This window comes from Streptomyces sp. MNU76 (genome assembly GCF_020982545.1).
Taxonomy (GTDB): Bacteria; Actinomycetota; Actinomycetes; order Streptomycetales; family Streptomycetaceae; genus Streptomyces.
Window position 1 is genome coordinate 1,112,070 of the sequence record NZ_JAJKLK010000019.1, and the last position, 13,403, is coordinate 1,125,472.

The following is a 13,403-nucleotide window of genomic DNA, read 5'->3' on the forward strand; positions in this document are numbered from 1 at the left end:
CGGCGGTGTGCTGGGCGCCGGAGTTGAAGCCGCTGACCACGACCCGCAGCCCGTCCGCGCGGAGCGTGTTGAGGGCGCCCTCGTGCTCGCGCCAGTCGTAGGTGCCGCGCCAGTACGTGGCGAGGTCGCGGAGGTACGGCAGCGAGGTGCCGTACGCCCAGCCCGCGTCCGGGAGTTCGTCGGGCCAGCGGGTGAGGTCCAGGCGGGTGTGCAGATCGTCCAGCTGGGCCGAGGGATGTCGATCCGGTGGCTGCGCACGCTGTTGTCTGTCATGAGTCCAGTGTGGGAAGGCTTGCGGACAGCATGTGTCCGCAAGGGCGGGCGGTTTGCTCTCACCTGTGCCGTGCCCCGGTCGGCGGGGGCACGACCGGCCGCCGACCGGGGCACCGATGCTCACGTACCCTCCCGCGCCGGACAAGCCTTTCGAATCTGCTCGAAAGAGGTTGACCGACGGGCCTCCCCGCCAGTTCCGGTGACCTGCGCCACAGCCGTACGGGCACGCCCGGCCGGGCCCAGGTCACCCCTGCTCACCTACGGCAGTCCGTGCACATGCGGACCCACCGCGTTGGACCACGCGTTGCCCGCCGTGGCGTCCCAGTTGGTCGACCAGGTCATCGCGCCCCGCAGGTCGGGGTACGTCCTGGGCGGCCTGAAGGAGCCGCAGTTGGCGCCGCGGGCCAGACAGTCGAGGGCGTTGTTCACCACCGTCGGCGACACGTACCCGCTGCCCGCGCCCCGTGTCGAGGCCGGCAGCCCGAGCCCCACCTGGGAGGGGGCGAGCCCGTTCTCCAGCTGGATGCAGGCGAGGGCGGTGAGGAAGTCCACCGACCCCTGGCTGTAGACCTTGCCGTCGCAGCCGAGCATGGAACCGCTGTTGTAGTACTGCATGTTGACGACGGTCAGGATGTCCTTGATGTTCAACGCAGTCCGGAAGTAGGCGTTCGACGTCGACTGCATGTCGATGGTCTGCGGCGCCATCGTGATGACCAGCGAGGGGCCGGCCTTCGCCGACAGCGACCGCAGGGCCTGGGTCATGTAGGTCGCGTCGAGCCCGTTCTCCAGGTCGATGTCGACGCCGTCGAAGCCGTACGTCCGCATCAGGGCGTGCACCGAGTCCGCGAAGTTCGCCGCGGAGGCCGCGTCGTTCACGGCCACGGTGCCGCGCTCGCCGCCGACCGACACGATGACCTTCTTGCCGGCCGCCTGCTTGGCCCGGACGTCCGCCTTGAACTGGTCGACGGTGTAGCCGCCGAGCCCCGCCGAGTCGAGGGTGAAGTCGACCGCGCCCGGGGTGGCGGTGGCGTCCGCGAAGGCCACGGCGATGATGTCGTACTGCGCCTGGACATCGGAGAGCCGCTGCACCGCCGCACCGTTGTCGAAGTTCTGCCAGTACCCGGTCACCGCGTGCTTCGGGACGCCGGTGCCGCCGCCCGGAGTCGCCGTCGTCGTCCCCGTCACCGTCGCCGAACGCGCCGACTCACCGGCCGCGTTCGTCGCCGTGACCTGGAACGTGTACGAGGTGGAGGCCGCCAGCCCCGTCACCGTGGCCGAGGTCCCGGTCACCGACTGGACCCTCGTGCCGCCCCGGTAGACCTGGTAGCCGGTGGCGCCCGACACCGGGTTCCAGGCCAGGGAGACCGAGGAGGACGTCGAGCCCGACACCGTCACGCCGGACGGGGCGGACGGGATCGTGGGCGGCTGGTCACCGCCGCCCCCGCCGTCGGGACCGAAGACGGACACGTCGTCGACGAAGTACGCGGCCTGCCCGTACCAGCCGTGCGTGTAGACCGTCACCGAGGTGGTCGAGGCGCCGGTGGTGAAGGTGGTCGACAGCTGCTTCCAGGCCGTCGAGTCGGGCGTCCACGTCGAGACGTCGGTCGTCCCGGTCCCGGTCGCGCCCAGGTACGCGTACCCGCCGCGCACCCAGGCGGTGAGCGTGTACGTCGCGTTGGGCTTCACCGCCACGGCCTGGGTGCAGCGGGCGTTGTCCTGCCCGGCCGGGGTGGCCCGCAGCGCGGCCGCACCGCCGTGCACGGGGGAGGAGACGGTGGTGCCGCTGCCCGCCGAGCAGTTCCAGTCGCTGAGCCCCGACTCGAATCCGGCGTTCCTGGCGTTGTTGATGTCCGCGGCGGACGCCTGTCCGGCGCCGACGAGCGAGAGACCGAGGGCGAGGGAGACGGCGACGACTCCCGACCGGAGCCGGGTCCGACCCGGCGCCCGCGTGCGCTCGCACCCCGGCGCGTTCATCCGCGTGCGTGGGTGTCTTCTGTGTCTGAACATACTCGTAAGTTGGTCCAGACCAATCGAGTTGTCAATACTCCCGCACGAGCCCCGTTCGCCCGTTCGTGGAGCCCAACACCCCCGCTCGCCTGCCGAGTTGAGGCATATGCGTCTCACTCTGTGTGGATACGGCCCCACCCCGCGTGAGTTGATCAAGGAGATTCAGTGTTGATCGGGCCATGCCGTGGATATGGTGCTGATGCAAGACGATGCGGGAGGGACGTCGACGCGGACGTCGCTCCCCACAGGGGCCGTCTGAGGCGGTGGTCGACCACTCCGCCGAAGTGAACGGGGTGGTGTGCAGCGTGCCGACCGCGATAGCCGTCACCAGTTCCGACCTGGTGCTCCCACCGCACGACCGGCAGACCCCGCCCGCAGTCGTACAGCCGCAGAAGACCCTTGAGGACTCCCTGTACGGCATGCACGCGCTCATCGAGCAGCACGGCTACGTCATCGCCCTCCACTCGTCCTCCGACGCGCCCGCCGTCACCCGGCGGCTGCACACCGTCCGCTCCGTGCTGGAGAGCGACCGCATCGCCCTGCTCGGCGTGGACCTGCCCCCGCTCGGCGTCGCCCTGCTCGCCCAGCAGTTGCGGCAGCTGTCCGTGTGCGACTTCAGCCCCGGAGTGCTCGCCTCCTCCGTGCGCCTCCTCGCGCACTACATCTACGCCGGCGCGCTCCTCGGCTCGGTCGCCAAGCTCGACCGGGTGCCGGTCACGCTGAAGTCGCACGCCAAGTCCTGGCTGCCGGGCGCCCAGTTCGCCGTCCTGGCCAACCCGCGGCCCCAGCTGGTCCGCCTCCACACCGCCGACGAGGAGCCCCTCGCGGGACCCGAGTTCGGCACCCGGCTGCTCGTGGCGCAGGGACCGCAGCCGCCCTCCGACTGGGTCACCGGGACGCTCGCCCCGGCCTGGCAGGTGCAGGGGTCCCTGCCGGTGCCGCTGCCCGAGGGCTCCGTGCGTTGGTGGGGGACCGGCAAGCTCGTCGAGTTCGTCGCCGGCCTCAGTGACGTCTCCGTGCTCTACCAGCTCGTGTCGTCCGTGCGCCGCGAGACCTGCCACTGGTGCGGCCTCGAACTCATCGGCGACCGCTGCGGGTTCTGCGCGGCCCCGCTCCGAGAGCCCGAACCGCCGCCGCCCGTGCGCGCGCTGCCAAGAGGGGTCACATGACAGCCGTACGTCGACCCCTCGGCCCGCAGGACCGTACGACCCGTCCGTCACCGCCCCGTCCGTCACCGCCCCGTCCGTCACCGCCCCGACCGAGCGGCAGGCCCGCTCACGTGCCCGGCACGTCCCCACGAGGTGAGATGTAGTGAACTCGCGCCAGCGCCGCGGCGTCATCCTGCTGGTCCTCTCGGCCCTGTGCGCCCTGGCCGCCTTCGCCGGGGTGCTCTCGGTGATCCGTGACGTGAACGCGAAGGTCGGGCCCGAGGTGACCGCGTATCGACTGAAGAGCGACATCGCGCCCTACAAGGAGCTGACGGCGGGCCAGTTCGAGAAGATCTCGATGCCGGAGCGGTGGCTGTCCGGCACGGCCGTCACCGATCTGGCGGAGATCCGCGGCAAGATCGCCGTCACCCGGCTGAGCAAGGGCTCCCTGCTCCAGTCGGACATGATCGTCGACCGGCCCGAACTCGAAGCGGGCCAACAGGAGATCGCCATCCTGATCGACGCCGCCACCGGAGTCGCCGGAAAGATCACCCCGGGGTCGCTGGTCAACATCTACGCCACGTTCGAGGAGAAGGACAGCGACTCGGGCAAGGACACCTCCAAGCTCATGGTCGCGGACGCCCGGGTCATCGACGTCGGCAAGCTGACCCCGCTCGAACCGGGCCAGTCCAGCAGCGACCGTCGGCGCACGGCGACCGAGGCCGTCCCGATCACCTTCGCGCTCGACACCGCCGACGCCCAGCGCGTCGCCTACGCCGAGTCGTTTGCCGAGCACGTCCGTCTCGCCCTCGTCGGGGGCGGCGAGGCCACCGTCGTCGTACCGGACGACCGTTCGTACACCCTCGACGAGGACAAGTAGGAGGCCCCGCGATGAGGTCGGTCCGGAACGTCCGCACGAGGGCGCCTCGAACGGGGGTGCGTCGAATGCGTCTACGGATGGGCGTGCCGAGGCTGGGCATGCTCAGGGGGGTACGGCGCACCGGGGCCCCGTGGGCGACGAGTGGGGCGAGGGAGCCCGGTACGCCGGGACCGTGGTCGCGGCGTACGGCGTACGGCGAATCCTGCCGGTGCGCGGCGCACGGTGAACCCCGCTGGCGCGTGACGCACGGCGAGCCCTGCCGGTGCGCGACGCCCGCACCCCGCCCGTCCGAGACCTCCGCACCCCTCCCGACCGCCGTGATCTCCTCGCCCTCCGCGTCCTTCGCCCCACGAACGGGGATCCGCCGATGACCGTCCGCATCCTCCCCGCCGCCGGAGACGTCGACTCGGCCCGCGCCCTCACCACCCTCCTCGGCCAGCTCGCCGACGCGGAACCGGCACCGCCCGTCTCCGACTCCACCGCGCTGCTGGACACCCTGGCGCGGCTGGCCGCCGACTCGCTGGACGAGCTGCCGGAGGTCGTCCTCGTCCACGAACGCATCGGCCCGGTACCGGCGTTGGACCTGGTCCGCGATCTCGTCCTGCGCTTCCCGGCGGTCGGCGTCGTGCTCGTCACCTCCGACACCAGCACCGGCGTCCTCACCGCCGCCATGGACTCCGGCGCCCGGGGCATCGTCCAGCTCCCCCTCTCCTACGAGGCCCTCGCCGAGCGCGTCCAGGCCGCCGCCGCGTGGTCGGCGGGCATGCGACGCCACCTGGGCAGCGGCGCGCCCGAGTTGTACGCGGGCCCCGGCGGCACCGTCGTCACGGTCAGCGGGGCCAAGGGCGGTGTCGGCGCCACCGTGACCGCCGTCCAACTCGCCCTCGCGGCCCGCGCGTCCGGCCGTACGGTCGCCCTCCTCGACTTCGACCTCCAGTCGGGGGACGTGGCCTCGTACCTCGACGTGCAGTTCCGCCGCTCGGTCGCCGACCTGGCCGCCATCACGGACCTCAACCCCCGGGTGCTCCAGGAGGCCGTCTACGCCCACGACACCGGCGTCTCCCTCCTCCTCGCCCCCGCCGAGGGCGAACGAGGCGAGGAGGTGACGGACCGGGTGGCCCGCCAGGTGGTCGCCACCCTCCGCTCCCGGCACGACGTGGTGGTCGTCGACTGCGGATCCCAGATGAACGCGGCCACCGCGGCGGCCGTCGAGATGGCCGACCAGGCCCTCCTGCTCGTCACCCCGGACGTCGTCGCGGTCCGCGCCGCCAAGCGCATGGTCCGCCTCTGGGACCGCCTCCAGATCCGCAAGGCCGAGGAGACCCTGACAGTCGTCAACCGCCTCTCGCGTGCCACGGAGATCCAGCCGCCCCTGGTCGAGAAGGTCACCGGCACCAAGGTGGCCCGCGCCGCCGTCCCCGCCGCCTTCAAGGAACTCCAGTCCGTGGTCGACGCGGGCCGCCTCCAGGACCTCGACGCCCGCTCCGTCGTCAAACAGGCGCTCTGGGCGCTGGCCGGTGAACTGGAACTGGTCGCCCCGCCGGAACACGGCCACGGTGGCCGACGCCGCCGCTCCTCCGACCGGGGTGCACTCGTCCTGCGACGCAAGGGCGGCGACCGGGGCTCGGCGACCGTCGAATTCGCCGGCATGCTCCCCCTGATCCTGATCACCATGACGATCCTCTGGCAGGCGGCCCTCTACGGCTACACCTACTCCCTCGCCGGGAACGCCGCCGACGAGGCCGCCCGCGCCGCCACCGCCGCGTACGCGGTGGACGGCGACATCGCCGGTGCCTGCGAGAGCGCGGGAAGCGCGAACCTCCCGGGCGCCTGGAGCGACACCTCCATCGACTGCGCCCCCGCCGGCCCTGTCATGCGAGCCGAGGTCCAGGCCAACGTCCCCCTCTTCTTCCCCGGCTTCGACACGGGCTGGACGGTCAACGGCGAGGCGGGCGCGGCACTGGAGGGGGACACGCCATGACCGTCCGAACCCCCGACAACACGCACGCACACCGGCGGAAGGCCGACGCACCCGCGAAGACCCACCGGCACCCCCGAGCCACCCACCGCGCGCCGGCGCGCCCGACCCACCCACCGCCCCGCGCGAACCCCGAACCCACGGGACGCCGCTGGAACGACCGAGGCTCCTCCATCCTGGAGTTCGCCGGCTTCCTCCCCATCCTGCTCCTCGTAGGCATGGCGGCGATCCAACTGGGCCTGATCGGCTACGGCATCAGCCAGGCAGGCTCGGCCGCCCGCGCGGCCGCCCGCGCCGAGTCGCTCCAGCCCGGCACGGGCGCGGCCGCGGGCGCCGCCGCGGCGAGCGCGTGGCTGGACCCCTCCGTCGACCCGGGAGGCGGCGGCACGGACACCACCACCGCCACGGTCGTCGTCACCGTCCCCTCCGTGATCCCCCTCTTCGACCCGGTCTCCGTGGAACGCTCGGCCACCATGCCGAACGACCTCGACCCTGACCCCCGACCCTGACCCCGCCGAGGAGGAGTTGACGAGAAGATGAGCCTGCGATCCCGTATAGCCGCCCCCGACGAGGGGGGAGCCGGACGCCAGGACGGACACCTCGTGGCCGTCTACCGCGCCAAGCTCCTCGAAGAGATCGACCTCGCCGAGATGTCGGCCCTGACCGCAGCCGACCGCAGGGCCCGCCTGGAACGCGTGCTCGGCCACATCATCAGCCGGGAGGGCCCGGTCCTCTCCTCGGGCGAACGCTCCCAGCTGATCTGCCGGGTCGTCGACGAGGCCCTGGGCCTGGGCGTCCTCGAACCCCTCCTCGCCGACGCCTCGGTCACGGAGATCATGGTCAACGGGCCCGACTCGATCTTCGTCGAGCGGGGCGGCCGCGTGGAGCAACTGCCCCTGCGTTTCGCCTCCACCGACCAGCTGATGCAGACGATCGAACGCATCGTCTCGACCGTCAACCGCCGGGTCGACGAATCGAACCCCATGGTCGACGCCCGCCTCCCCACCGGTGAGCGCGTCAACGTGATCATCCCCCCGCTGGCCCTCACCGGCCCCACCCTCACGATCCGCCGCTTCCCCCGCGCGTACACCCTCCCCGAGCTCATCGACCTCGGCTCCCTCGACGAGCAGATGCTGATGCTCCTCGCGGCGTTCGTCCGCGCCCGCTTCAACGTGATCGTCAGCGGCGGTACCGGCACCGGAAAGACAACACTCCTCAACGCCCTCTCCGGCCTCATCCCACCCCGCGAACGCATCATCACCATCGAGGACTCCGCCGAACTCCAACTCCAGCAGGACCACGTCATCCGCCTCGAATCGAGGCCCCCCAACATCGAGGGAAAGGGCCAGATCACCATCCGCGACCTGGTCCGCAACTCCCTGCGGATGCGCCCCGACCGCATCATCGTCGGTGAGGTCCGGGGCGGTGAGACCCTCGACATGCTCCAGGCCATGTCGACCGGCCATGACGGCTCCCTCGCCACGGTCCACGCCAACTCCGCCGAGGACGCGCTGATGCGCCTGCAGACCCTCGGCTCGATGTCCGAGGTCCTCATCCCCTTCGAGGCCCTCAAGGACCAGATCAACTCGGCGGTGGACGTGGTCGTCCAGCTCACCCGCTTCGCCGACGGTTCCCGCAAGGTCACCGAGATCGCCCTGCTCGTCTCGCACGGCCGCGAACAGTTCCGGATCGCGACCGTGTCCCGCTTCGCCCCGGACCCCCTCGGCGCCGACCGTGTCGTCCACGGCCGCTTCGAGCACCTGCCGATACCCCGCCCCGTCGCGGAGAAGCTGTACGTGGCCAACGAGCCGCTACCGCCCGCGTACGGCGTGGCCGAGGCCATCGACCCGCTCAACACCCGCCAGGCCATCGGATAGCCGAGAGCCCCCGAGGAGGTAGGACCGACCATGGCGACCACCGACAACACCACCCTGCTGGCGCTCGGCGCCACCGTCCTCTGCGGCACCCTCGCCGTCGCGGGTGCGCATGTGTACGCCTCCGGCCGGGCCCAGCGCCAGGCCCTCGTCGACCGTCTCGCGGGCCGGCAGGGCGGCCCGCTCCGCACGGCGACGGGCCGCGTGCGGCGCTTCACGGCCGTCGACCGCCGCCTGCGCCGCACCCGCCTGGGCCGCGCGATCCACCTCCGGCTGACCACGACCGGACTGGACCTCACGGCGGGGGAGTTCGCCACCTACGTCGCCCTCCTCGTCGTGGCGCTCTGGCTGGTCGCCGCCGCCACCCTGGCCCCCTTCTTCGGCCCGATCGCGGGCGCCGTGGGCGTATGGGCGGCCGCCATCCTCCTCAACTGGCAGCGCCAGAAACGCATCGAGGCCTTCATCAACCAACTCCCGGACGTGGCCCGCCTCCTCGCCAACGCCACCGCCGCCGGCCTGGCCCTGCGTACGGCCCTGGCGATGGCGGCGGAGGAACTGGAAGCCCCGGCCGGTGAGGAACTGGCGCGGGTCGCCGACCAGTTGGCGCTCGGCCGCTCGGTCGACGACGCCCTCGGCGAACTCGCCGAACGTCTCCCCTCCCGCGAACTGATCGTCCTCGTCACCACCCTCGTCCTGTCCAACAAGGCGGGCGGAACGGTGGTCAGCTCGCTGCGCAACCTCACCCAGACCCTGGAGGACCGCAAGGAGACCCGCCGGGAGGTCCGCACGATGCTCTCCGAGGTCAACGCGACGGCCTTCACCGTCCCCCTCCTGGGCCTCGGCTCGCTCCTCCTGATCAACTCCTCGAACGACGGCGCCCTGGCCCGGGTGACCGGCTCGCCCCTCGGCCAGCTCCTGGTCCTGATCTCGATCGGCCTCTACACGATCGGCTTCTTCGTCATCCGCCGCCTCGGCAAGATCGAAGTATGAGAAGGCCCCGGTGACCGACATGACGACCTCGACGCCCTCCTTCCTCCCGCTCCTCCTGGCCCTCCTGATGGCGATCTCCGTGGCGGGCGTCCTCCTGGGCATCCGCATGATCCGCGCGGACGCGAAACTCCCCAGCGACCTCGCCCTCGCCCTGGAGGTGGGCGCCACCCGCGTCTCCAGGACGGGTTCGGCGGTCGACCGCCTCGGCATGCGCTTCGCGCCCCTCGTGCTGCGCCTCATGGGCCCGCGCCGGGTCGAGGCCAAACGCCACCGCATCGACATGGCGGGCAACCCCGGCGGCCTCACTCTCAACCGCTACGCCGCCCGCCGCGCCGTCTACGGCTTCTTCGGCGCCTTCATGGGCCTCGTCTTCCTCACCAGCGGGCGCCCCCTGTTCGCCGCGTTCACCTTCGCCTTCGGCCTCCTCGCCGCCGACGCGGCGATCTGGCAGGCCGTGCGCGAGCGCAAGGACGTCATCGACCGCACGCTGCCCGACTTCCTCGACGTGCTCGCGGTCGTGGTCTCGGCGGGGCTGGGCTTCCGCCAGGCCCTGGACCGGGTCGCCGAGAAGTACGAGGGCCCCTGGGCGGACGAACTGCGCATCACCCTCCGCCAGATGGACATGGGCGTCAGCCGCCGCCAGGCCTTCGACGAACTCCGCCGACGCAACTCCTCGGAGCAGGTCGCCCAGTTCGTCTCGGCCCTCCAACAGGGCGAGGAGCTGGGTTCCCCCATCGCCGAGACCCTGATCCAACTGGCCGCCGACATGCGCCGCACCGACGCGCAGAACGCCCGCCGCCGAGCCGCCCGCACCATCCCCAAGGCCACCCTCGTCACCCTGGTCTTCATGCTCCCGGCCACGATGATCCTCATCGCCGCAGGCATGTTCCTGGGCTCGGGCACAAACTTCGGCGAAATCCTGGGCCGCTGATGAACTCCCAAAGCGCGCGCAGCCCCTGGCGGGCCCGCCTGCGGCTCTCCCTCCCACCCTCCCCCACCTGCGGGCAATCGTGCCAGCCTGCCGCTTCTGCCTGTTCTCACTGCGGGCAATCGTGCCGCTGGGGCGATGGGGTCCCCCGGTCGAGCGAAGCCGAGACTGGGGAGGGTGGGCGCAGGCGGCACCCGGCAAGCGCCGGTGAGCGCCTCCAACCTCCGCCCACCCCCGAGGGCGCACGCGCGCAGCCACCGCCCGACACCAGCGAGGGCCCCCACCCACAGCCGCCCGCCCCCGGCGGGCCCCACCCCGGCGGAGCCCCCACCACCGGTTACCTCGCCGACGACGCCACACCCCCGCCACCCTCCGCCTCCAGCTCAACGCCCTCCAGGCCCTGGCCCGCCAGACCTTCGCCGTCCGCCTGGTCACCCTCACCATCGGCACCCCTTCGCCATGGCCAACACCACGGACGGCGCCCCGACCCACGCCGTACTCATCGCCGCCGTCCTCGGCATCACCATCTCGTACGCCATGCTCAGGGACTGACCGCTTCGCCCCCGCCTCCTCGCCCACCCCACCCTCATGGCTCTGACCTCCTCTTCGGCGCGGTCCTCCTCCTCACCGCCTCCCCGGTCTCCCCTCGCCTACGCCACCGTCTGCACCCCCCTCCTCTCCGGCCTCCTCTACGGCTGGCGCGGCGCCGGCGTCCTCACCGGCCTCCAGATCGCCGTCCTCCTCACGGTCCACCGCGCCTGGGAACACCGCCCCGGCGCCGGCGCCAACACCCTCCTCATCGCCGGCTTCTGCGTCGCCGCCGGCATCATCGGTGTCACCCTCCGCAACCTGATGTTCCGCTTCGGCACGGCCACCCAGGCGCTCGCCGAGGCCACGTCCCGCCTGGCCGTCGCGGAGGCCGTGGAGTCCGAACGCGCCCGCCTGGCCCGCGACCTCCACGACTCGGTGGCCAAGACCCTCCACGGCCTGGCCCTGGCCGCCGACGCCCTGGCGACCTCGGCCGACCACCCCACCCCCGACCCGGCCCACCTCAGACAACAGGCGGCCTGGTCGCGTCGGCCGCCCGCCGGGCCGCCGCAGAATCCCGCGACCTCCTCACGGACCTACGCCGTCACACCGACCTGACGACACCGGCCCCGCCCACCGACCTCACGGCCGAACTGAAGGCGAGGGCGGCGGACTTCACGTCCCGCACCGCGCTCCGCACGCACGTCACCGTCGCCACCCATACCGCCGACGAGGCGCCCCGCCCCTCCCACCCGAAACGACCCACGACCTCCTGGCCATCACCTCGGAGGCCCTGGAGAACATCCACCGCCACGCCCACGCGACGCGAGCGGACGTGTCCCTGAGAACCACCCCGGACAAGCTCCACCTCACGATCAAGGACGACGGAGTGGGCCTGCCGCCCACCCTCACCCTCGAAGAAGCGCAAAGATCCGGCCACTTCGGCCTCCTGGGCATGGCGGAACGAGCGGCTCGCACGGCCGCGACCCTCGACGTACGCACGACCCCCACCGGCACGGAAGTAGTGCTGACCCTCCCGCTGCCCACCGCCGCACCCCCGGTCACCCCCTCACCCTCCGACAGGAGGCCGCACATGCCTGACCAGCCGCAGGCACGCCCCGGCCCGCCCCTCCGCGTACTCGTCGCGGACGACAACCCGGTGGTCCGCGCCGGTCTCACGGCCCTGCTGGGCGCGCACCCCGACATCACGGTGGTGGCCCAGGCCACGAACGGCGAGGAGGCCGTGACCGAAGCGCGCCGGCACCGCCCGGACGTCGCCCTCCTCGACGTCCGCATGCCGGGCACGGACGGCCTGACCGCGCTCCCCGAACTGGCCGCCCTCTGCGCCGTGCTGATGCTGACCTACAGCACGGAGCCCGAGGTGGTGACCGAGGCCCTGCGCCGCGGCGCGTCCGGCTACCTGGTCCACGGGGACTTCACGGCCCCCGAACTGATGGCAGCGGTACGGGATCTGCGGGAGGGGCGCCCGACCATCTCCGCGACTGTCTCAACTTCACTCGGCGTTTCCTACGAACCTTCACACGAAAGTCACGACCTTGCTTCGCAGCTGCAATCATTTGTGGCACAGTCGCCAAAGGTGGGCCCCGCTCGCACTCCGACTCCGCACCGCCGTACTCTCGACCGTTCCAACCGACCGTCCTTCGGCCTGAGTTCAAGGGAGGTGGAGGTGATGGACCTCATCGCGTCCGGCATGAACAACCGCCAGATCGCCGCCACCTGCTTCATCAGCGAGAAGACCGTCAAGAACCACATCAACCGCATCTTCGCGAAACTGCACAGCTCGACCCGCAGCGAAGCGATAGCCCACTGGCTGGGCACGGCCCTCGGGGGGTGGCCCCGATGACCCCACCCCCGACAAAATTGGGCCCCCGGACCCACCCCGTACGGGCCGACTCACGTACGGTGATCCGGTTGGTGTCGGCATCGCGCGGGAAGGCAACCGCCATGAAGGTGAAACACCGTTTCGAAACCTGGAGGACCACGGTCGCGTCCCGCATGCGGGGAAGGGGCCGGGACGCGGGCGCGGGGTTCGTGGAGTACGCGGGCATCATGATCATCATCGCGGGCATCTTCGTGATGATCGACGGACTGGGGCTGGACGGGTTGATCTCGGGCGCGATCTTCGATGCTGTGAACAGCGTTATCGGCGGAGGCTGACACCTCCACGGCTCCTCGGGGATCGAGGGTCGACTCTCCCTATCTACATCTGGCTTACGACCATTTTGCTCTTCGTGGCGTTGGCTTTCTTCGCGTTCGCCCAGGCCGCGTCCGCCCGTAACGGTGCCCAGTCCGCCGCAGACGCGGCTGCGTTGGCAGCCGCTCAGCAAGCGCGGGACGAATTGTTGCTTGAGCTTGGGGACGCCATCGACGCGGGCGGCGGCGACTGGCTGGAATGGCTCGACCTGAGTGGGGGAGCAGTACTACCCGTCGAGGGCGCTGATGCCGCGGCTGCTGAGCTGGCAGCCCAGAACAACTCGACCCTCGAAGGCGGCGCCCAGCTCACCGAGGTGGACGGAGCCCCCGGCTTCCAGGTCGGCGTCGTGACGGACTACACCGTCGGCGATTCGATCATCCCCGGCACCGAGAACATGACAGCCACGGCCCAGGCGGTCGCCGTCATCCAGCCGCGCTGCGACTTCGGTGTGAACACGAATCCCGCGGATCCTGTCTCCCTGGACTGCGACGGCGTTTCCGTGGACATCGATCCCGGCAATTTCGATCTGGCCGACCTTCCCGACGCGTCCGTGATGTTCTCTGTGTATCTGGCCAAGTGAGA

Annotated in this window: 12 protein-coding genes and 2 pseudogenes; 12 read left to right on the forward strand and 2 right to left on the reverse strand. The window is 71.3% G+C overall.

Features of this window, described 5'->3' with window-relative positions; all coding sequences use genetic code 11:
• Positions 1 to 118 precede the first annotated feature (118 nt).
• Positions 119 to 397: pseudogene (locus E4N62_RS49745) on the reverse strand (epoxide hydrolase N-terminal domain-containing protein); the annotation flags it as partial.
• Between the two features lie 134 nt (positions 398 to 531).
• A complete protein-coding gene (locus E4N62_RS31535; protein ID WP_230219837.1) occupies positions 532 to 2,247 on the reverse strand; it encodes a chitinase in 1,716 nt (571 codons plus the stop codon).
• Between the two features lie 338 nt (positions 2,248 to 2,585).
• On the opposite strand from E4N62_RS31535, the gene E4N62_RS31540 reads away from it, so the two are divergent.
• The 12 genes and pseudogenes from E4N62_RS31540 to E4N62_RS31590 all read left to right on the forward strand — a co-directional run bounded on the left by E4N62_RS31540 (position 2,586) and on the right by E4N62_RS31590 (position 13,401).
• Positions 2,586 to 3,449, forward strand: coding sequence for a hypothetical protein (locus E4N62_RS31540; RefSeq protein WP_230219839.1), 864 nt, complete (start codon positions 2,586 to 2,588; stop codon positions 3,447 to 3,449).
• 142 nt (positions 3,450 to 3,591) lie between these two features.
• Positions 3,592 to 4,308, forward strand: a complete 717-nt coding sequence (gene cpaB / locus E4N62_RS31545) for a Flp pilus assembly protein CpaB (RefSeq protein ID WP_230219840.1) — start codon at positions 3,592 to 3,594, stop codon at positions 4,306 to 4,308.
• A 367-nt stretch (positions 4,309 to 4,675) separates the two neighbouring features.
• The gene (locus E4N62_RS31550) at positions 4,676 to 6,289 is read left to right on the forward strand and encodes an AAA family ATPase (RefSeq protein ID WP_230219841.1); all 1,614 of its coding nucleotides are present in this window, start codon (positions 4,676 to 4,678) and stop codon (positions 6,287 to 6,289) included.
• Entirely contained in the window at positions 6,286 to 6,795 is a 510-nt protein-coding gene (locus tag E4N62_RS31555; RefSeq protein WP_308185890.1) for a TadE/TadG family type IV pilus assembly protein, read from the forward strand. The genes E4N62_RS31550 and E4N62_RS31555 overlap by 4 nt, the downstream gene beginning before the upstream one ends.
• 27 nt (positions 6,796 to 6,822) lie before the next feature.
• Positions 6,823 to 8,163 (forward strand): CpaF family protein, encoded by a 1,341-nt coding sequence (locus E4N62_RS31560; protein ID WP_230219842.1) that lies wholly within the window; start codon positions 6,823 to 6,825, stop codon positions 8,161 to 8,163.
• Between the two features lie 30 nt (positions 8,164 to 8,193).
• Positions 8,194 to 9,150 carry a type II secretion system F family protein gene (locus tag E4N62_RS31565; RefSeq protein WP_230219843.1) on the forward strand — a complete coding sequence of 319 codons (957 nt, stop codon included), beginning with the start codon at positions 8,194 to 8,196 and terminating at the stop codon, positions 9,148 to 9,150.
• Between the two features lie 19 nt (positions 9,151 to 9,169).
• Positions 9,170 to 10,081: a DUF5936 domain-containing protein gene (locus E4N62_RS31570; RefSeq protein WP_230220305.1), complete on the forward strand. Its 912-nt coding sequence runs from the start codon at positions 9,170 to 9,172 to the stop codon at positions 10,079 to 10,081.
• Between the two features lie 585 nt (positions 10,082 to 10,666).
• Positions 10,667 to 11,224, forward strand: coding sequence for a histidine kinase (locus tag E4N62_RS31575; RefSeq protein ID WP_230219844.1), 558 nt, complete (start codon positions 10,667 to 10,669; stop codon positions 11,222 to 11,224).
• A gap of 184 nt (positions 11,225 to 11,408) precedes the next feature.
• Positions 11,409 to 11,591 (forward strand): annotated as a pseudogene (locus E4N62_RS49750) (two-component sensor histidine kinase); the annotation flags it as partial.
• Positions 11,592 to 11,699: 108 nt separating this feature from the next.
• Positions 11,700 to 12,470, forward strand: a complete 771-nt coding sequence (locus E4N62_RS31580) for a response regulator transcription factor (RefSeq protein ID WP_230220307.1) — start codon at positions 11,700 to 11,702, stop codon at positions 12,468 to 12,470.
• A gap of 101 nt (positions 12,471 to 12,571) precedes the next feature.
• Positions 12,572 to 12,784, forward strand: coding sequence for a hypothetical protein (locus E4N62_RS31585; RefSeq protein WP_230219845.1), 213 nt, complete (start codon positions 12,572 to 12,574; stop codon positions 12,782 to 12,784).
• A complete protein-coding gene (locus E4N62_RS31590) occupies positions 12,781 to 13,401 on the forward strand; it encodes a pilus assembly protein TadG-related protein (protein ID WP_268270059.1) in 621 nt (206 codons plus the stop codon). The genes E4N62_RS31585 and E4N62_RS31590 overlap by 4 nt, the downstream gene beginning before the upstream one ends.
• Positions 13,402 to 13,403: the final 2 nt, after the last annotated feature.